Below are 19,562 nucleotides of genomic sequence, written 5' to 3'. Positions count from 1 at the left end.
AGTGTTCAGATAAAATATAAATATCATATATTATACAGGGGTATGCTATATATTTAGGTTAACAATACCTCTATAGCATTCCTGTAGAACGTTAAATTTCAGGTTTGAAAAAAATAGAGCTCCTCGATAAGATGAATTTACACACAAACAAATCAACTTAGGAGGAAGCTCTACATGAAGTATAAAATGCAGGACAAACAAAATCAACTTATAGAAAGAATATCAGACCAACATCTCGTTGTTGGAGTTGATATTGCACAACAATTCCATGTAGCTCGTGCTGTAAATTACAGAGGTATTGTGATTGGTGATCCTCTAACTTTTGAAAATGATGAGGTTGGCTTTGCTAGATTACAAGAATGGATGAACGAATTAAAAGATTCAAAAGGTTATAGTACCGAAATTGTTGGGATGGAACCTACCGGACATTATTGGTTAAACTTATCCAAATGGCTGTATGATCAAGGTATTGATGTCGTAACGGTTAACCCGCATCTCGTTAAAAGGAATAAGGAAAACCGAGATAATACGCAATCCAAAAGTGATAAAAAAGACGCACTCGTAATCGCCGATATGATAAAGAACGGATACTATTCGATTATACACCCAACATCAGAAGCGTTCGAAAAACTTAGAGTTCTAATGTCCAATCGTGATGTAATCGTTAAACGACTTGTCAGTTCCACCAATCAAATAAATCGTTGGGTAGATATTGTCTTCCCCGAACTTAGAGAAGTGTTTAAAGATGTAAAAGGGAAAGGTGCAATCGCTACTCTTCGCCTATTTCCTACACCAAACGAATTACGTTTGATGGAACCCCAAGATATTATTAAAGGCTGGAAAACGCTAATGAAACGACAACCTGGTTTAAAAAAAGCCCGATCTTTAATTCGATTAGCTAAGAATTCTGTCGGTACCACCCAAGCACTTGATGCATATAAACTACATCTAGAACAATTACTTGAAGAGTTTGATCTCGCTACAACCCAGCTTGAAAAGGTTGAAAAAGAAGCAGCTAATGCACTGAAACAAATTACTTTCGCTAATAAAATACTTGTCATGAAAGGTATTACTGAAATTACGCTAGGAGGCATTTTAGGAGAAACTGGTGATTTAAGTAAATTCGCCCACGGTAACTCTTTATTACGACATGCAGGTTTGAACTTGGCAGAGGCTAGCTCAGGTAAATGGAAAGGACAAATTGTCATCTCAAAGCGTGGAAGATCTCGCCTAAGGCGTTACTTGTACTTAGCAACAATGAGTCTGGTGGCAAACAACCCTGAGTTTAAAGAATTACACGCCTACAATGTCCAAGTGAAAAAGATGAAAAAAATGAAATCTATCATGAAACTGATTGGTAAATTTGCAAGAATACTAGTAGGAATTGCCCGAAATAATGAGCCCTATTGTCCTGAAAAAGTACAGCCCTTAACATCAGTAGCAGCATAACTAACCATTTATTGAATTACTTATTCTAACACTGAGATTAATTAGAAATTACTATTTGCATTACAGTGAATGTTGGCTTATTCGTAGGATTTCAAAGAAAGCACGGAGTACTGGAATACTTAAACAAAAGGGCACAGACCCATTCCGTTAGCAAAACCGGCCTCCACCCCTTGGATAGGCATGACGAAGGAATGAGAGGGCATTAGACCCGTTGAGACATGGGAGGGACAGCCTCCAGGGGCGGCGTGGAGAATGCGTGCAGTATACTTTTTAGAATATTCGGAGTTTATGACTCCTTTATTCCCGCATGCCTTCATGAAGCCTTTTTTATCAACACTCATTCCATTTATCCGTTATTGTACTGAAAAGTGGTTTGAAATCCTGCGAATAAGCGAGCATTTACGAGTAAATTGAATCTATCTGAGGGAGTTTAAGAAGGGGGAAGAATATCTATGAAGTCAAAGAAGTATATACCAATAGCTGTAAATGACGGTATAGGTTTTGGTGCAAAACTTAAACCGAAGCAACTAGCAGTATTAGGTACGTATCTGGACGAAGATACGGATATAGAATTGACCACTTTTCAACAACTCATCGTTCAAATTCCAGAAGTTGAATGGAAAGAAGCTAAAAAAACATTCGATAAAGTCGGATTGCAATATTATAAGGTGGGGAAGTATGTAAAGAATTTAAGAACCTGAAACTTTTGCAAAGGTGAAGAAAAAGAGGGGATGCCTGTCGCTAAGGAATTAAATCGCCGTATTGCAGGTCAGGAAGTACCCTTTACATTAAAACCTGCATATACGGGCTGTTCGATAGGTTGTGGCGAACCATTAATCAATGATATAGGTGTCATGAAAGATAAAGATACGTTTGAACTATATATTGGCGGTAAATCAATTGGAAGAGATGCAAGGATCGGAAAATTAGTCAAGTCGAATCTCCAGCCTGAAGAATTATATGAGCTTGTGGAACGGGTATTACATCTATATAGAGAAAATGGTAAAAAGAGAGAGAATTTTTATAGGTTTGTGGATCGGTTTGGGATCGAAAATATAAAACAGGAACTCCATATTATATAAATAAAATGTATCAGAATCTATTTCTATTATCTTTTCACAACAACTATCAAAGGAAAATGTACAGTTTTGAAGACAACACCTGCTGTTTATGCATATCTCCATAGCTAGCAGGTGTCTTTTCTTCAATTTTCATTGATTAAACAGGTGTTAGAAATGAAGAGAGGTAAACTGGGTTAAGTAAAGGCGTTTACTTAAAATCGGCCACCGTAGGTAGTGGCGTATACAATCAGGATATTTCCAATAAGCCAATCTTAGTTGAAATAGGTGGTATAGATAACGATAAAAATGAATTAAGTAACACTATTAATCAACGCTCAGAGGTTTTTAACGACCTTTACGATGGGCGCACAGAAATAAATGCTTAGTAACTAGGATATTACTATGGAAATTCATAGGAAGTTATTATTTTTTACGGAATCTCTCTGATCATCAATTTTCATTCTGGCCCAAAATATAAATGCCAACCTTTGTTCTATAAGGAAAGATAAAATGAAGTGCAATTCATTAAATTATTGAAATTGTATACTCACTTTATCTTCCTCAAGTAGTAAATATTTTGACGATAGAATATACCAATCATGCTTAGGAGAAAGGCGATAGAAAAATATGCTAGATATGGATCCAGCTCATCAAAAATGGTATCGTATCTTACTTTATTAGTAGTAGTGTTTTCCAACTTAGTTTTAACATTAATTGTTTTATTTGAAACTTCCTCTAACTGATAAGAAGCTGCTACTTCTCCATCTTGAGCAATGATTTCCATGGTTCCATCCTCTTTTATATCTTTACTCAGTTGCTCATTCTTTGGGTGAGTATAAGCTATTGTCTCAGAGGCTGTGTACTCTTGATCCTCTACCTTAAATTTGGTCCCCTTTGAGATAATGGATGTTCTGTAATTCTCAAATCCATAGTCTAGTAGCTTGATCGTGTCATCATAGGGAACATTTTTCATGCTGCCTTTTAAGGTGATTACTATTAAGCTTAAACCATCTCGCTCAGCTGTTGTCGCTAATGTATAGCCGGATTGGTTTACATAGCCATTTTTCCCGCCTGTTACACCTTTATAAGGTATTTCCTCTTTAACTAATTTGTGGTGGCTAAGTATGGTTGTGTCCCACGTTTGCCCATTCCACTCTAATTCTTTTGTTCCAAATATTTCCCTGAAGGTTTCATTTTTCATGGCATACCGTGTTATTCTTGCTAAATCTTCTGCGGTTGTACGATGCTCTGAGTTAAATAGACCATGTGGGTTTTCAAAGTTAGTATCCTGGACGCCAATAACGTTTTTAAGATAGGTATTTATGTCTTTAGAAAACTGCTCTTCACTGCCATTTAAGTGCTCAGCAATTGCTACACCCGCATCATTACCCGAATTGATTAATAAACCTTGAATCAGCTCCTTCAATGTTACTTTTTCTCCCTCTTCCAAATAGACGGTGGTACCTTCCACATTTTTGGCTCTGGCATTACTGCTAATAGTTACAATATCATCAAGGTTGCCTGTTTCAATCGCATAGATTGCTGTAGCAATTTTTGTCACACTTGCAGGATACATTTGAGAATTGGCGTTTTTATCAAAAAGAACCTGTCCTGAATTTCTTTCTAGTAAAATAGCAGCCTCACTTTCCAGAGAAGGCGGAGAAGGATGGGGTTCTCCAAAGGCTTTTGAACCAAACAAAGAATTTACGGCGACAATCGTGGTAATAAATAATATAATTTTCCTCATATTTAATTACTCCGGTAATATTTTTTCTTATTACTAAAATACAAAACGGTTTCTTTATCAGAATTAGTTTGCAAACGGTAATTTTGCTGGTATGTTTCGTGTCCTTTTCCCGTGATAATAATCCAATCTTCTGGATTACTGTGTTCTATAGCCCACTTTATAGCCAGGGTTCGATCAGGAATGATGAGACCTTTTTCATTTCCATAGAGGTTGTTTAGGCTTTTCAGTGTTTCTATCATTTCATTTTGAGGAACAGAATTTAAATCATCCATGGTCAAAATATATTGATCGCTTGTGCCGGAGGTTACTGTCAACATTTCTTGTCTTTTACTTTGGTCCCTATTTCCCCTAAAACCGAATATATGGATTACTCTCTTCGCACCGTACTGTTTTGCAGTTGTTAAACAGTGTAAAATTGATTCTGATGTATGGGCATAGTCGACTACGATGATAGCGCCATTAGACAGTTATCGGCCCTCTACACCTCGGAAATTTGAAATGCATTCAATAATAGAATCTTCACCAAGACCCACCAGTCTAGCACTAACATAAGCCATCAAAGTATTATACATATTATGAATTCCATACATAGGAGAAAAAATAAGGTTTGCTTCATCTCCATCTTCAACGGAAAGATTAGAGTTTTTAAAGTTAAAATCAAGTATCTTAAATTTATTATTAGAAGATTGGCCAATCGAATTTACGTTAATTCCTCTGCCTTGTAAGATTTTAACGAGTCTTTTCCCCCAATGATTATCAGTGTTAACAATGGCTTGTCCACCTTCTTTTAAATGGTCAAACAATAGCATCTTTGTTTGAAAATAATCTTCTATTGTAGGATGGTAATCCAAGTGTTCATGTTCAAGGTTCGTAAACATGCAAAGATCAAATGTTATGCCCTGTACCCTATATTGAGATAACCCGTGTGAGGGAACTTCCACTATGACTACCTCATCATTACTTTCCGATATTAATCCATGTAAATCTAATGAACTTGGGGTAGTGTTAGTGCTCTTCTTAACTTGGCCATTGATGACATTTTGTATTGTTCCAATTAAAGAACACGATTTTCCATTACTCTCTAAGATATGTTTCAAGATATAGCTTGTCGTGGTCTTGCCATTCGTTCCTGTAATCCCTATCATTAGCTTATGGTTTGAAGGAGTGCCATAAAATTTATTTGCAAGGATTCCCAAAGCTTTTCTACTACTATCAACTTGTAAGTAAGGTACAGTTAAACCGGTAATCTCTGATTCACCTATTATTAAACATGCACCTTTTTCAATAGCTTCCTGAATAAATTGATGACCATCTTGATTGAACCCGTTAATTGCAACAAAAATATGGCCTTGTGACACGCTATCTGAACTATCTGCTATACCTGTAACAATGAGGTTCGCTGTCTCAGAATTCATTTCACTCACCGTTTTAATTTCTTCAATAAGGTTCTTTAACTTCATAGGTGGTATGACTCCTCTTTTGCAAATGTTAATACCTGCCTAATTTTAAATAGAAAGTATGGAGAAAATGTGCAGACGCAGTACTTGTAATACTAGCTTAATATTCTAGTTTTGAATTTGGTAATAACACACCTAAATCGGGTGAATAGTTAGGATATATAAATAATAATTACAAATAAAAGACAGTCCTTATTAGATAGAATATTATTATTTGCTGAGCTTTTTAAGTGAGATAAAAGGACCGTGGTCTTTTAAATTAAGGAGAAACAAATCCCCGTTTTCCAAGGAGAGGAACCTTCTTAATTCTATAGGGATTCGAATTGCGCCTTTTTCGTTTATAATCATCTTATTATCCAATGTATCTTCAATGATTTTTCGAATTATCAACTCATTTGATTTGGCAATCATGGAGATAGCAACTTCATCTCCTGCCATTAAAGATAATCTTTTTCTGATTTTTTTCGGTATGGTGATTGTCATCTTCTTACTTAACTTACAAATGATGCCTGTATTTGTAAGTTGATCCCGCTTATTTGATAAGGTTATGGTTTCACACTTCATTAAATCACCTCTGTTAAAATTATTTTCTATTATAAGGTTAAAATGTCAAGAAACCTTGCAGAGGCTATTATTTTAGAATAAGTCACCTTATGGCTTAAGAAAGTAGATGTTTTCTAGGTTCTCGTCCGTGCTGTTAGTAAAGTAGAAGAGGCCGTCTTAATACGAAAATTCCGCTTTACTACTTTATTAATTGCAGTGAATAATTAGATTAAAATGTAAATTCTGGCTACAGTTAGGGAGTTACTTAAATATCTAAAAACAAATAAGTTTCTAAGTAATTTTTATATCTTTTGCATAAAAAGTAATTAGAGAAAGAAACTAACCTCAAATAAATTGGGGTGAATAAGTTGGATCCAATTTCTCCACAAGACGAATCAAGAAGTGTCCTCTATAATATAGAACCCATAGGAATAAATACTCAATTTAAAGAATCTCTCTCAAGTTATGTATTAAGACTAGCAAATGCTCACAATGTTAAATATGGAACCTAATTTGCAAAACTCATTACCCCCTTATTAGATAAGAAATATTTACTGAATATCTCAAAAAAGGGTGGTAATGGTTTTTATGATTCATCAAATGGAATAAATGGAATTGGAACCTTAGCAACAGATTTTATTGAGGTTATATCATCATTAACAACGAGAAATTATTTACAAGGCATGACAATGATTTCCTGGTCTCATGTGTTACCTTCGCGTGGGTTGATGAGGACAGAAAAAGCGTGGTGTCCAGAGTGCCTTCAAGTTGCTTTAGATAATGAAGAGCCTATTTACGAACAATTAGTGTGGACACTAAAAATAGTAAGCATTTGTACAATACATAGAATTAAATTATCTACACATTGTCCATATTGTTCTAAAAAGATGTCAGTACTTTCAAGAAATGGAAAGCCAGGTAGCTGTTCCACCTGTGAAAGATGGCTCGGAGAAAAAGGGTGGACTCCAAGGATAGATGATAATTCTGAGGATATTAAAAAGACAATCCTAATTCTGCAAATGATGATTCCTAATTCAAATACTATGTATCGAAGAGAGCAAATTTCTGAAAGCTTAAAATTTTATGTGGAGCAACTTTTTGGAGGAAACATAAAAAAAGCAGCAGAATACTTTAAAGTAGCTAATGCCACGTTTAGAGATTGGTACAAAGGGCGTACCATCCCTCCCCTTAATTCATTAGTATCAATATGCTTGAGATTAGATATTTCAGTAGTTAATTTCTTTAACAAAGTTCCTGTATTGGAACTTAATAATATCCTTGATGCAGTGTCATCACCGACAAAAACTGATGTAAGACAAAAATATGATCATGTGTATATAAAGAGTTATATTAATAAGTATATCCAACAGGAATCAATCACTTCTCCGAAATCTCTTAGAAGCATAGCCACCTCAATTGGGTGTGACAGACGCTTGTTATATATTAAGTACCCAACAGAAAGTAAAAAAATTGTAGATATATATGCTAAGTATTTAAAAAGGGAAAAAACTAAAAGAGAAGAAAATGTAGATATCGAAATGAAGGTGGCAATAGAGAAATTAGTTAATAGTGATACGTATCCGAGTAGAAGAAAAGTTGAAACTTTACTCGGTGGGCGATATTTAATTAGAGAAAGAAAAGTAGCTTTAAAATGGAAAAGTATTAAATAGGCATATTTCATCATTTTTCTCAAAACTAAAGGGGAATTTAATGAAGTGTCGAAAAATATAAAGAATAGTATTTTATATTTTCCGAATTAATACAATATGTAATAACCGACTATAATATTTGAATTTTTGGAGGCGATTATAATCTTAGATGAGATAGAATTTCTCAGCTGGTGTGAAAATAATAAAATATCAAAAGATACGCAAGACTATATCAATAAAAACATTCGTATCTCGCTACCTGCACGTTCAGTAGGAGGAGGCGGAAGAAGTCCCTCTGGAAAATATCCATCGAAAAAAATGGGAGTGTATATTCAATGGGAAAGTAAGAAGGTCGAGGGACCTGCTGTTTTAATGATGGAGAATGATGACACGGTGTTAGAGTTTTATGATCAACCAAATAAGATAAAATTAAATTATGTTAACAATAAAGGGAAAAATAGTTGGACACTCTATACCCCAGACTTCTTTGTAATCAAGGAAAATACCGCTGGATGGGTAGAGTGGAAAAATGAAGATGATCTATTAATATTGTCAAAAAAGCAGCCATGGAAATATATCAGAGATGACAAAGGGAATCGGAGATGTCCCCCAGGAGAAGAGTTTGCTAAGGAATTAGGCCTTGAATTCCAGGTATGTACTAATAAAATTATCAATTGGAATTTGCATAGAAATTTTGTGTTCTTGATGATTACCTGAGAAAAGGGAAGGATTTAGAAATTGATGTATCTATTTTAGATGAAATTAGACAAGTAATTTTCCAGAATCCAGGAATTTCACTTAATCAATTAATAAATCATTCTAATGATTGTACTTTTTCTGCAGACGATGTGTATGTTTCTATTATAAACAGTGATATATATGTCGATTTAAAAGAAAGTGCCTTAGCAGAACCTGATTCAATAAAGGTTTTCTTGCATAAAGAACATGAAGAAATGTATATTAATTTAATTTCATGTGAAAAAGATTTGCCTTCCCCATTAAAGATTTCCTTTGATATTGGTACAAAGATTCTGTGGGATAATTATATCTGGACACTTATTAATATTGGAGATAATAATGTTTCACTTAGTTCTGACGACAAATACAATGAAGTCTCAAGAGAGTTATTTGATAAATTAGTAAGAGAAGGGAAAATTATTGGACAGGGAAAAGAAGAACTTCATGATCCTCTTATTGATCTTATTACTGAAGCAAGTGAAGAAGATTATAAAAAAGCAAACTACAGACTGAAGCATGTTAAAAAATATATAAAATTTGGATCTAAAGAATTTACTACAAAGGATGAACCAAATTTACGAAAGGTACGTGACTGGGTAGGAAAGTATAGAAAGGCAGAAAATTTATTTGGGAATGGCTATGTTGGCTTACTTCCAAAAGATAAGGATAAAGGGAATAAACAGGATAGATTCAGTAGTGAAGTGATGAAACTTATGAATGAACATATACAAAATGAATATGAATCCATAGTTCAAAAAAATGTAGCCCAAGTATATGGTGCTTTTAAAAATAAATGTGAAGAAAAGGGTTATATTGCCCCGAGTTGAGTGACCTTTTATTCTTATATTAAAAAGCGCCCAATCGAAGAGCAAGTTAAAAAACGTAAAGGTACAAGGGCTGAATATCAGAAGAAAACATTTTACTGGGAATTGAATAGAACTACACCCAGACATGGGGATTTCCCTTTTAACATTTGTCATTTAGATCATACTGAATTGGACATAGAACTGGTATACTCAAGTACTGGAAAAAACCTTGGTAGACCATATTTATCTCTAATGGTTGATGCATTTTCAAGAAAAGTCATAGCTTTTTATTTATCGTTTGAACCACCAAGTTATAGATCATTAGACTGACATAGCGATTTGAGACACAAACAAAACACCCTTATTAGGCTGCCATGCCACCGAACTCTTTTGGTGCGTGGTAGCCTAATTTTTCTTGGATACGCTCTTCATTATAATACTTCATGTAGCGGTCAATCCGCTGCCTTACTTCTTTTTCTGATAATGAGTTAAATCTTGTATACATAAACTCCTCTGACTTTAAGCTGGAATGAAAGGATTCAATTACGGCATTATCCCAACAGTTACCTCGTCTGGACATACTGCTGATAAGTTTTTTTGCTTCCAGTTCCTTTTGATAGGCATATGAACTGTATACACTTCCCTGATCAGAATGTACAATCCCACTTTCGGGGTGATTTCTGTTCTTTAAAGCTGATAGGAGTGTATCTAATACTAGAGCTGTCTGTTGATGGTCATCCAGACTATAGGCAACAATTTCATTATTGTACAAGTCCATAATGGTCGATAAATAAAGTTTTCTAGGTCCGTACTGTATATAAGTGATATCGGTCACCCATTTTGTGTTCGGGTGCGCTGTGATAAAATCACGATTCAATAGATTTGGGGCAATGATAACGGATTCTCCCTGTGATTTCCACTTTCTTTTACGTTTAACACGGCATTGGAGGTGGTGTTTCTGCATAATCCGCTGTATAGTATTTCGATTTCGTTTGATACCATATTGACACTGAAGCAGCCTTCGGATCTTTCGATGTCCGTACCGGAATGATGTTTCGGTACAAAGAGAAATGATTGCTTCTTCTTCAGCTGATTTTGGCTGGATTCCTTCAGAAACCCATCGATAATAGGTGGACCTGGCAATCTGTAAACTGCTCAGGATAGATGTTACGGTATATTTCTTTCTTAATTTCTCTACTAAATGCAATACTACTTCTTTTTCAACTCCTCTTTGATCTCCAAATACTTTTTTAAAATTTCATTTTCCATTTTCAGGTTTTCAATCTCCCTGTTTACCTTTTCTTCTTTGGATATGTAGTCAGGCCCGTGACCAAAGCTGTATTGCTTCCCAATTGGCTGATCGAATCGATGTAATTGATTTTCCCGATACCACTTCATCCATGTTTTAATCTGTGATACATTCTTTATATTATATTTCTCCATGATTTGTCGATTGGTAAACTGACCACTTAATTTATCTTTCACTTTCACCACAGCCCATTTCGTTTCAGCTGAATATCTGTTTTTCTCCATAAAAAATACCCTCCAAATTTACACTAGTTTAAGTGTACCACCTGAAGGGTGTTTTTTTATGTCCCATTTGACTAGGTTAGTCTAATAGAGAGGACGGCTTCTTTTTCTGTGGCTGGAGTGGAGTGATTATGAATATGTAATGACCATGACTTGAACGTTTGGTGATGACAGATGTGATTGCACTGTCATTTATCAATCAGCTATTCCTGCCATATTTTCATCTGAATTAATCCGCCAGTTTATCCTCTAAAGTATAGACATCTATCTGTACGCCGGATTTCTCATCCACTTTGCTGTCTATTAATTTTGCGTTCTCAAAATTAACTTCATCGCTTTCTTCGGCAGCAGATCCAGTATCTAAGAATAGATAGCCACTTACAAGTAAAATCGAAAAGCAAGCTAATGCGACCGGAATCATCTTTTTCATCCCAATACCTTCCTTCCATCTATGGTATCTTTCATATATCTCCTTAAGTATCACTATATCATATAATCATTGAATAAATAGTACTATTATTTCGTTTATTATGATTATAGTAAAGCTTCGATGGAAAATAGATACATTTAGTGGATTGCTAATCTCAATTCATTCCCAATTCATCTAGATTGGATGACGCATTGTAACCTCAATCACTTGCAATTAACTGCCCCATTTTCTCCGGATGAAATACAATTGTAACATCCCTATAATATGTGTGACATGTGGAGATGTTACACTCTCCTTACTTACGGTGGATAATTTTAGTAATATTATAGTTCACTTTACTGCAGATAACTAGAATTAGTAATCATACAGAAAAAGGTAAATGTGAGGCAGAAAGCAGGGGGAAAAAATTGAGGAAAATCTTAGCTAGGTTATCGGCGATTGCTTTAATTGCCGGTCTAGGTGGTTCACTTATGAGTGTCCCAGTGTATGCAGAAGCCAATTTAGACGATATTCATAATCAACGAGAAGAAATTCGGGATACCTTATCAGAATCTGAAAAAGAGATTGCAGCTATTTTAACAGATTTGGATAACCTAAATGAAGAAATAGCGGCGGCCCATGATGAGCTTGCCAAGAATGAGAAACTCGTTGCTGACACAGAGGATAATATAGAAGTTACACTTGACGATATATCAAAGCTGGAAAAAGAAATGAAAGAACTGGAAAAAACGATTGAAGAAAGATATGAAATCTTAAAAAATCGAATTGTCTCCACGCAGAAAAATGGCGGCAAAATCAGTTATCTGGAAGTTATATTTGGTGCAAAAAGCTTTGATGACTTTATAAGCCGTGTAACTGCGGTAAATCAAATCGCCAATTCGGATGCCGCATTGATTGAGAAACAGGAAGCGGATATTCAGGAATTGGAAGATAAACGAAATCAAGTAATGGACAAGCTGAATGATCTAAATGAACTGAAAGCAGACCAGGAAGAAACAAAGGATTTGATCAGTCAGCAATTAGAGCAAAACGATCAGCGCAAAGCGGCGCTCGAAAACAAGAATCAGGAATTAATGGCATTGGCAAACGAGCTAGAGATGGAAGATAGTGATCTGGCATTGCTTGAAAAAGAAGTGAATCAGAAGCTAATCGCCAAAGCTGAAGCTGAAAAGGCCGAGAAAGAAGCAGCTGCAAAAGAAGCTGAAAGAGAAACAAAAGAGGCAGAGCCTGCAAAAACCAAAGTAGCCTCTGTACAGACAAAATCAGACAAACAGGCAGAGCAAAAAGAGAAAACTTCCACGAAGCCGGCTAAGCAAGAGCAAGCAGGAGACAAACAAGAGAAGCCGAAGGAAAAGGAAGAAACCTCTGAGGGTAAATCTTTTACCGTAACGTCGACTGCCTTTACAGCTGATTGTGCAGGGTGCTCTGGTGTTACAGCTACTGGCATAAACTTAAAGGATAATCCGGATTCGAAAGTAATTGCTGTCGATCCAAGTGTTATTCCATTGGGAAGTGTTGTACTTGTTGAAGGATATGGTTATGCAATTGCCGGTGATACCGGTGGAGCCATCAATGGCAATAAGATAGATGTGTTCGTACCAACAAAAGCAGAAGCAGCAAAATGGGGAGTACGAACCGTTAAAGTAACAATCGTTAATTAAAGCTGCCATAGACCAATAAATCATCTCGTCTGAGGATTGATACTCAGATGGGATGATTTTTTTAACTCTTTGATAGTCAGAAAAATGAAACTTTAATCCTATTGAACCGTATGGAATAACAACTATTCATTTGCGGGGGGATTTACATGTATTCAGAGATTAACGATCAGATTATTCATGTCAAACAAGCATTGCACAAAAAAAGAAAGTGGGAATTGCAGCTCGCTGATTATAAAGAAGAAAGAGAGCAAATCGAAGCTTTGATTGCTTCCTATAAAAGTCAGCTCACTTCAGAGATGAAGGACGTAGAAAAACTGGAAAAGATGAGTTTCTCTAATCTATTCCAGACGTTTTTTGGAGCTAAAGAAGAGAAACTGACAAAGGAAAAACAGGAAGTGGCGACAGTAAAATTACAACTGAAAAAGGCAACTGGAACAAAGCAGGAAATCGACCGTTCCATAAATGAAATCGAGGATAATCTCGTTAAGACTGCAGATGCAGAAAAGGATTATCATTACCTTATATCGTTGAAAGAGAAGAAAATATTGGTGGATGATTCTGCTTTCACAAAGAGGTTGTTTGAATTGGGTGAGCGGGAGGCGGATACAGAAGTATACCTAACCGAGCTTAAGGAAGCAATAGCGGCAGGTAATCATGTCATACAGACCCTCGCCAAAGCGATAGAGTCACTTGAGGGTGCCCAAGGCTGGGGTACGATGGATTTGTTTGGAGGGGGAATGATTTCCGGCTTAGCCAAACACAGCTATATTGATGAGGCAACGGATTTAATTCATCAGGCCCAGACCAAGATGCGGCATTTTCAAAAGGAATTACTTGATATTGAAGAGAATGTAGACATTACGATAGATATCTCTGGTTTATTGAAATTTGCTGACTTTTTCTTTGATGGATTTATCACCGATTGGATGGTTCAGGGGAGAATAGAAGAATCATTGGATCAAGCAACGAAACAGCAATCAACTATTAAAACAATCATCAGAAAGCTGGATCTGGAATTGGAGAAAAAGGAAGATGTATTAGATGAAGTTAGAGCAGAGAGGGTAGCGGCGATAGAAAGGATTTAAGCAAAAAGTTTCCTTCTATGTTTAAGAAGGAAACTTTAGATAATGACTATAGGACAACAATGCTGTTCATCAATGCTAAATAACCGCATAAGACAAAGAATAAAGCCATGACAAACGAAAAAAATGGTGACATTTTCTCTATAAAGGAAGCTATGCCTATTACCAAAAAGATAATTGCCATTGCAGTAAATAGGATACTGGAGCCGCCTACCATCCATTCGACTGTAAAATCTGAATGGCCAGGAGCCCTATAAAAGAGCGAGAAAAGTGGTGAAAGTCCTTCATAATCTATAATGGTTGCCAGATTGCTCGGTGGCGACTGCTGGCTCAATGCGCCTGTAACAGCAAAAATCAGCAGGATAACGAGACATTCAATTTTTGTCCAAGGTCTTGGGTCAAATTCTGGATGAAGCTGCATTTTCTTTTTCATCAAGACACCGTTGATTACAGCATAACCGACAAGTGGAATGATCAACAGATGTTTGATCAGCAGACTTTGTCCGTATGGTACCGTCCATGCATCATTGTAATCGCTCCAATCCATGCTGAAATTCATCAGAATCAGTCCGCTGATAATCGTTACAATGAAGCAGCAAAGTGCAGTAAGATGAAACCATTTCAAAAAAGATAGCCAGTGGTTGATATCTTTCGAGAACCAGCTGACGATCAACAGTAGTCCCACCCATATTGTAACGGCCAGAAAATGCAATGTATGGATAGCAAAGCCAGCTATTGGAATAATCGAACTTGCATGACTGGCCCACCCTAATCCTAAAACGAGCAGGAATACCATCCCGAGTCCGACCCATGTGTACACTTGATGTTCCCGTTCGTCGGTCAGTGTGATGTAAAAACCGAATATTAGAGAGAGCCCGAAAGTGTAAAGCCATGAATTCCCAATTTTAAACGAAATCAACACGGTTTCAAGAGCCTGTCCCGCACCATAATCGTGATATAAATAGAGGACAAGCTGTAAAACCGGCATAAAAGAAAACAGGGCAATACCGGCAACAGCAATCAGCTTGAGATTTGTCGGCACTTCAATATTCGGCTTGTGACTAGATGGAACCAGGGGAAAAATATACGATGCAATCAAAAGCGCAAAACAGGTATAGAGAAGCACTTCACTGATTACAGAAAGAAAAAACATCGTTTATTTCTTCCTCCTTAACCAAATGATACTACCAACAGCAAGAACAACAATAACTAGGATTCCGATAAGTAAGAGATTCGAATTGTCTTCTTCTTTTACATCTGTTGCTTCCTCAGTTTCAGCCCTGATAATTTCGGGATCTACTGCATCATCGGTTTGATTTTCAGCCGTTTCTTCTGATTCTGACTCATCTTCAGGAGCATCAATGGTGAAAGAGAAGGAACCCTCAATCGGATGTCCATCCACACCGATGATATTCCAAAGCACTGTGTACTGACCGTTTTCGAGAGCTTCATTTGGATTTCCGGTCATTAGATTGTCAGCAACCGTTATGTTGTCAAGCGGGATCGAATTCCCGTTCTCGTCTTGAAGTTCAAATGTACTGCTATCCTCAATTGTAGATTCATAAGTCAATGTGATTTCCTTTAGTTGCTCGGAAACGGTACTTCCATCTTCTGGATTAGAGCTCTCCAAGCTAGTATGGGCTAATGCCTGGTTAGTAAAAGCAAAAAAACAGATCAACGTGATTAATGCTATTTTCTTCATCAATATTCCCTCCTATTTTTTAAACATACCTTTATAGATTACTAAAGAAAGGTACTGAAAACAATGTAATTGAGCCAGCCGATTTGTCAATTTAATGACTTATTCGGACTCATGATAATAGTACACTAATTTTTATTGAAAGTGATACCCTTTTCATCCTGTGTGATTAGCTGTAAGATAAAGATATAGATATAAATAGAAGGGGGAAGTAAGATTAGGATGAGTACATATCCAAATGTCGCAGAAACCAAAGAACTTATTAAACAATTAGTCTCTATACCAAGCCCATCAGGAAATACGATAAAGGTTATTGAATTTGTTGAGAATTACTTACAGAACTTAAATGTAAACACAACACGTAATCGCAAGGGTGGCCTTATTGCCACTTTACCTGGTGCGAATACGAAAGAACATAGAATGCTAACGGCCCATGTTGATACGCTTGGAGCTATGGTTAAAGAAGTGAAAAGCAATGGTCGCCTGAAGCTGGATTTAATCGGAGGTTTCCGTTATAACTCCATTGAAGGTGAATACTGTGAAATTCATACTGCAAAAGGCGCTATCCTAACAGGAACCATTTTGATGCACCAGACATCTGTACATGTGTACAGGGATGCAGGCGATGCAAAGCGGAATCAGACCAATATGGAAGTGCGAATCGATGCCAAGGCTGAGAATGAGGAAGAAATTCGGGCTCTAGGTATTGAAGTGGGAGACTTTGTTTCTTTCGATCCACGAGTACAAATCACAGATAATGGCTATATCAAATCCCGTCATTTGGATGATAAAGCAAGTGTAGGCATTCTGCTGCAGTTGATTAAACGTGTAAAGGAAGACGGTATCATGCTCCCGTATACAACCCATTTCCTTATCTCTAATAATGAAGAAATCGGTTACGGCGGCAATTCGAATATTACACCGGAAACGGTCGAATATCTGGCTGTCGATATGGGAGCAATGGGTGATGGGCAATCCACAGATGAATATACCGTATCCATCTGTGTAAAGGATGGAAGCGGACCATATCATTTGGGATTGCGCAAGCACTTGGTTGAACTTGCCGAAGCAAACAATATTGGCTATAAACTCGATATCTATCCATACTATAGTTCTGATGCATCTGCCGCAATCCATGCCGGCCATGACATCATTCATGGATTGATTGGACCTGGGATAGATTCATCCCATGCATTTGAAAGAACCCATGAAGAATCATTGAACCACACAGAGAAATTGCTGTACCATTATATTCAGTCCAATATAGTAACCTACTAAACAGACTAAACGAACTTACCGAAAATTGGTAAGTTCGTTTTTTTATAATACATATTGATAGATACAGATAAAGTGGCACAGACTGCCGAACAGAATGAATATATGAAAGATCTCATGAAACCCCATATGCTTAAAGGATAAAAATCCAGGTTTCAGCCAATAGATGAATGCACCAATCGTGTAAAAAAGTCCGCCAGCTATCAGATAGCCCATTCCATTTGGTCCAATCACCGGTGCTAATGCGCCGCTGTAAAAGATTACAATCCAGCCCATTGCGATATATAAGATAGTGGATAGCCATCTTGGGGCATGGAACCAGATCAGCTTAAACAGAATTCCTGCTATTGCGATGCTGCTTATAACCCAAAATAATATCCAGCCTGTAGTATCGTTTAGACTGATTAGACAGAAAGGAATATAGGTGCCGGCAATTAATACAAATATCATGGCATGATCAATCCGTCTAAATAAGGCAATGGTGATATCCTTAGCAATCACTGTATGATAGGACGCTGAGGCGGCATATAATAAAATCATGCTTATCCCAAAAACAGAGACAGCAACAATCGAAAGCGAAGATTCACTTGTTTGAGAGGCTTTTTCAATTAATGCTATCAGTCCAATAATTGCCATGATAGCCCCGAATAAATGGGTGAAGGCATTTACTGGTTCACGAATATATTTATTCATTAGCACACATCCTTATATCAATATGTAGTTTTTAAAACTATATGAACATGATATACCTATGGCACAAAGTAGTCAACGATTACTTTTATTTTTGAAATGTGTCGCGTATAATGAAGATAACTTTTAATAATGGGGTTTTGCAATGAAAAATAAGAAGGAATTAATGGAAGCGATACATTTGGATAACCAATTGACATTGGAGGACATGCCTGATTTGGATCTATATATGGATCAGGTCATCCAGCTGTTTGAAAATAAATATGCTTCCTCTAAACGAAACGAGAAAGAAAAAGTCCTAACCAAAACAATGGTCAATAATTACGCTAAAGGAAAATTGTTTTTTCCGATCAAAGATAAAAAGTATTCCAAAGAACATATGATATTAATTAGTATGATCTATCAAATGAAAAGCACATTATCAATCAGTGATGTCAAGCAGACACTGAATCAATTGAACAGCGGTATCACCGAAGGAAATATAGACCTGAAACAGCTGTATCAAACCTACCTCGATCTTATGCAAAATAACACAGCCATGTTCACCAGGGATATAGAGGAACAGATAGAAGCGGTAAGAAGTGAAGTGGAACAGCTGGAAAATGAAGATGAAGAATATTTGGAGCAGCTATTGCTTGTGGCAACCTTCTCGAGTATGAGTAATTATTACAGGAGGGCGGCCGAAATGATGGTTGATAAAATTGGGGAAAAAGGAGAGGACAAGTATGAAGCTTAGCATATTGGACCAAGCACCGGTATCGTCCGGAAGAAGTAGTCGTGAAGCTCTCGAGGCCACGATTCAGCTGGCGAAAATTGCCGATAAAATAGGCTACACGAGGTACTGGGTTGCCGAGCATCATGATCTCGATGGGCTGGCCAGTCCCGCTCCTGATATTCTGCTGGGGATTATCGGCTCACAAACAGAGAGAATCCGAATCGGGGCGGGAGCAGTCCTTTTGCCGAATTATAAACCATACAATATTGCTGAACGATATAATCTATTGGCAACTATGTATCCGAATAGAATTGATCTCGGGCTGGGAAGGGCACCAGGGGGATCGGCGGAGGTATCCATGGCACTTGCGGGGAACTTTTTGGAAAAGGTGCGGGAAATGCCTGAACGGTTAGATGAACTGGTTCATTTTCTTCGCAATGATTTCCCGGAAGACAATCTTTTTTCAAAAGTTACAGCTGCACCGTTCCCGGAGGTGGCGCCTGTACCATGGCTGTTAGGAACTAGCGAGAAGAGTGCTCTGCTGGCTGCCGAAAAGGGTTTGCCGTATGTTTACGGGCATTTTATGAGCGATCAAAATGGACCGGAGATTATGAAAAGCTATTACAATAATGTTAAACGTCAAAATCCCCAAGCATTTGTTACAGTATCTGTCGTTTGTGCAGAAACAACCGAAGAAGCTGAGGAAATAGCCAAAAGCAATCTGTTATGGCAGGTCCAGCAATCAAAGGGTGAGGGCAAAAATGGTGTACCTGCACTACAAGAGGCAAAAACCTATCCTTATACCGATGAAGAGCGTGGAACGATGGAAAAGATGAAAAACAATCAGATTATCGGAAATCCTGAGTTTGTAAGGAAGGAACTTGAGGGATTACAGAAGGCATATGGCGTGGATGAATTTATGATTGTTACGATTACACATGACTATCAGACAAGAATGAAATCCTATCAATTACTAGCAGAAGCATTTCAATTAAATGAATAGGGAAAGGTGGAAGAATCCCTTGAATGA

At 37.0% G+C, this 19,562-nt stretch carries 18 protein-coding genes and 2 pseudogenes; 11 read left to right on the top strand and 9 right to left on the bottom strand.

Features of this window, described 5'->3' with window-relative positions:
- The first annotated feature begins 174 nt into the window (after positions 1 to 174).
- The 3 genes and pseudogenes from OMHG_RS00895 to OMHG_RS19400 all read left to right on the top strand — a co-directional run.
- The gene (locus OMHG_RS00895; protein ID WP_010647460.1) at positions 175 to 1,449 is read left to right on the top strand and encodes an IS110 family RNA-guided transposase; all 1,275 of its coding nucleotides are present in this window, start codon (positions 175 to 177) and stop codon (positions 1,447 to 1,449) included.
- Positions 1,450 to 1,901: 452 nt separating this feature from the next.
- A pseudogene (locus OMHG_RS00890) lies at positions 1,902 to 2,531 on the top strand (nitrite reductase).
- A 182-nt stretch (positions 2,532 to 2,713) separates the two neighbouring features.
- Positions 2,714 to 2,896, top strand: a pseudogene (locus tag OMHG_RS19400) (stage II sporulation protein P); the annotation flags it as partial.
- A 161-nt stretch (positions 2,897 to 3,057) separates the two neighbouring features.
- Here OMHG_RS19400 and OMHG_RS00885 read toward each other — a convergent pair.
- From OMHG_RS00885 to OMHG_RS00875, 4 genes are all read right to left on the bottom strand, one after another.
- Positions 3,058 to 4,257: a D-alanyl-D-alanine carboxypeptidase family protein gene (locus OMHG_RS00885; RefSeq protein ID WP_010647458.1), complete on the bottom strand. Its 1,200-nt coding sequence runs from the start codon at positions 4,255 to 4,257 to the stop codon at positions 3,058 to 3,060.
- 2 nt (positions 4,258 to 4,259) lie between these two features.
- Positions 4,260 to 4,706, bottom strand: a complete 447-nt coding sequence (locus tag OMHG_RS18875) for a glutamate ligase domain-containing protein (protein ID WP_261796307.1) — start codon at positions 4,704 to 4,706, stop codon at positions 4,260 to 4,262.
- An 18-nt stretch (positions 4,707 to 4,724) separates the two neighbouring features.
- Positions 4,725 to 5,717, bottom strand: a complete 993-nt coding sequence (locus tag OMHG_RS00880) for a Mur ligase family protein (protein ID WP_049887908.1) — start codon at positions 5,715 to 5,717, stop codon at positions 4,725 to 4,727.
- A gap of 207 nt (positions 5,718 to 5,924) precedes the next feature.
- A complete protein-coding gene (locus OMHG_RS00875) occupies positions 5,925 to 6,278 on the bottom strand; it encodes an AbrB/MazE/SpoVT family DNA-binding domain-containing protein (protein WP_010647456.1) in 354 nt (117 codons plus the stop codon).
- A 503-nt stretch (positions 6,279 to 6,781) separates the two neighbouring features.
- On the opposite strand from OMHG_RS00875, the gene OMHG_RS00870 reads away from it, so the two are divergent.
- From OMHG_RS00870 to OMHG_RS17400, 3 genes are all read left to right on the top strand, one after another.
- Entirely contained in the window at positions 6,782 to 7,927 is a 1,146-nt protein-coding gene (locus OMHG_RS00870) for a TniQ family protein (protein ID WP_315969475.1), read from the top strand.
- Between the two features lie 126 nt (positions 7,928 to 8,053).
- Positions 8,054 to 8,623, top strand: a complete 570-nt coding sequence (locus OMHG_RS17405) for a TnsA endonuclease N-terminal domain-containing protein (protein WP_010647452.1) — start codon at positions 8,054 to 8,056, stop codon at positions 8,621 to 8,623.
- A gap of 131 nt (positions 8,624 to 8,754) precedes the next feature.
- Positions 8,755 to 9,471 (top strand): hypothetical protein, encoded by a 717-nt coding sequence (locus OMHG_RS17400; RefSeq protein WP_010647450.1) that lies wholly within the window; start codon positions 8,755 to 8,757, stop codon positions 9,469 to 9,471.
- Between the two features lie 343 nt (positions 9,472 to 9,814).
- Here the strand turns inward: OMHG_RS17400 and OMHG_RS00860 are convergent.
- Positions 9,815 to 10,983 (bottom strand): IS3 family transposase gene (locus tag OMHG_RS00860; RefSeq protein WP_147628988.1). Its coding sequence is split into 2 segments (ribosomal slippage): positions 9,815 to 10,701 and positions 10,701 to 10,983, totalling 1,170 coding nucleotides; the frame shifts between segments, so codons are not numbered across the junction.
- A gap of 226 nt (positions 10,984 to 11,209) precedes the next feature.
- Positions 11,210 to 11,410, bottom strand: coding sequence for a hypothetical protein (locus OMHG_RS00850; RefSeq protein ID WP_010647443.1), 201 nt, complete (start codon positions 11,408 to 11,410; stop codon positions 11,210 to 11,212).
- A gap of 407 nt (positions 11,411 to 11,817) precedes the next feature.
- Between OMHG_RS00850 and OMHG_RS19190 the strand changes: the two genes are divergently transcribed.
- Both OMHG_RS19190 and OMHG_RS00840 read left to right on the top strand, forming a co-directional pair.
- Positions 11,818 to 13,071 (top strand): PcsB-like coiled-coil domain-containing protein, encoded by a 1,254-nt coding sequence (locus OMHG_RS19190; protein WP_044476666.1) that lies wholly within the window; start codon positions 11,818 to 11,820, stop codon positions 13,069 to 13,071.
- A gap of 146 nt (positions 13,072 to 13,217) precedes the next feature.
- Entirely contained in the window at positions 13,218 to 14,156 is a 939-nt protein-coding gene (locus OMHG_RS00840; RefSeq protein ID WP_010647439.1) for a hypothetical protein, read from the top strand.
- A gap of 46 nt (positions 14,157 to 14,202) precedes the next feature.
- Here OMHG_RS00840 and OMHG_RS00835 read toward each other — a convergent pair whose 3' ends face one another.
- Together OMHG_RS00835 and OMHG_RS00830 are read right to left on the bottom strand one after the other, a co-directional pair.
- Positions 14,203 to 15,306, bottom strand: a complete 1,104-nt coding sequence (locus OMHG_RS00835; RefSeq protein ID WP_010647437.1) for a copper resistance D family protein — start codon at positions 15,304 to 15,306, stop codon at positions 14,203 to 14,205.
- Between the two features lie 3 nt (positions 15,307 to 15,309).
- Positions 15,310 to 15,855, bottom strand: coding sequence for a copper resistance CopC family protein (locus tag OMHG_RS00830; protein WP_010647435.1), 546 nt, complete (start codon positions 15,853 to 15,855; stop codon positions 15,310 to 15,312).
- A gap of 219 nt (positions 15,856 to 16,074) precedes the next feature.
- On the opposite strand from OMHG_RS00830, the gene OMHG_RS00825 reads away from it, so the two are divergent.
- On the top strand, positions 16,075 to 17,130 hold the full coding sequence (locus OMHG_RS00825) for a M42 family metallopeptidase (RefSeq protein WP_010647434.1): 1,056 nt from the start codon (positions 16,075 to 16,077) through the stop codon (positions 17,128 to 17,130).
- A gap of 42 nt (positions 17,131 to 17,172) precedes the next feature.
- Here the strand turns inward: OMHG_RS00825 and trhA are convergent, their stop codons facing one another.
- Positions 17,173 to 17,820 (bottom strand): PAQR family membrane homeostasis protein TrhA, encoded by a 648-nt coding sequence (gene trhA / locus OMHG_RS00820; protein WP_010647432.1) that lies wholly within the window; start codon positions 17,818 to 17,820, stop codon positions 17,173 to 17,175.
- A 142-nt stretch (positions 17,821 to 17,962) separates the two neighbouring features.
- Here trhA and OMHG_RS00815 point away from each other — a divergent pair, with 142 nt between their 5' ends.
- Complete coding sequence (locus tag OMHG_RS00815; RefSeq protein ID WP_010647431.1) at positions 17,963 to 18,553, top strand: DUF1836 domain-containing protein; 591 nt, start codon at positions 17,963 to 17,965, stop codon at positions 18,551 to 18,553.
- On the top strand, positions 18,543 to 19,535 hold the full coding sequence (locus OMHG_RS00810; protein ID WP_010647429.1) for an LLM class flavin-dependent oxidoreductase: 993 nt from the start codon (positions 18,543 to 18,545) through the stop codon (positions 19,533 to 19,535). Before OMHG_RS00815 ends, OMHG_RS00810 begins: the two co-directional genes overlap by 11 nt.
- Positions 19,536 to 19,562 lie beyond the last annotated feature (27 nt).

The sequence above is a fragment of the Oceanobacillus massiliensis str. N'diop genome (genome assembly GCF_000285495.1).
Lineage (GTDB): Bacteria > Bacillota > Bacilli > Bacillales > Amphibacillaceae > Oceanobacillus > Oceanobacillus massiliensis.
This window is presented reverse-complemented; position numbering and strand designations above follow the sequence as displayed.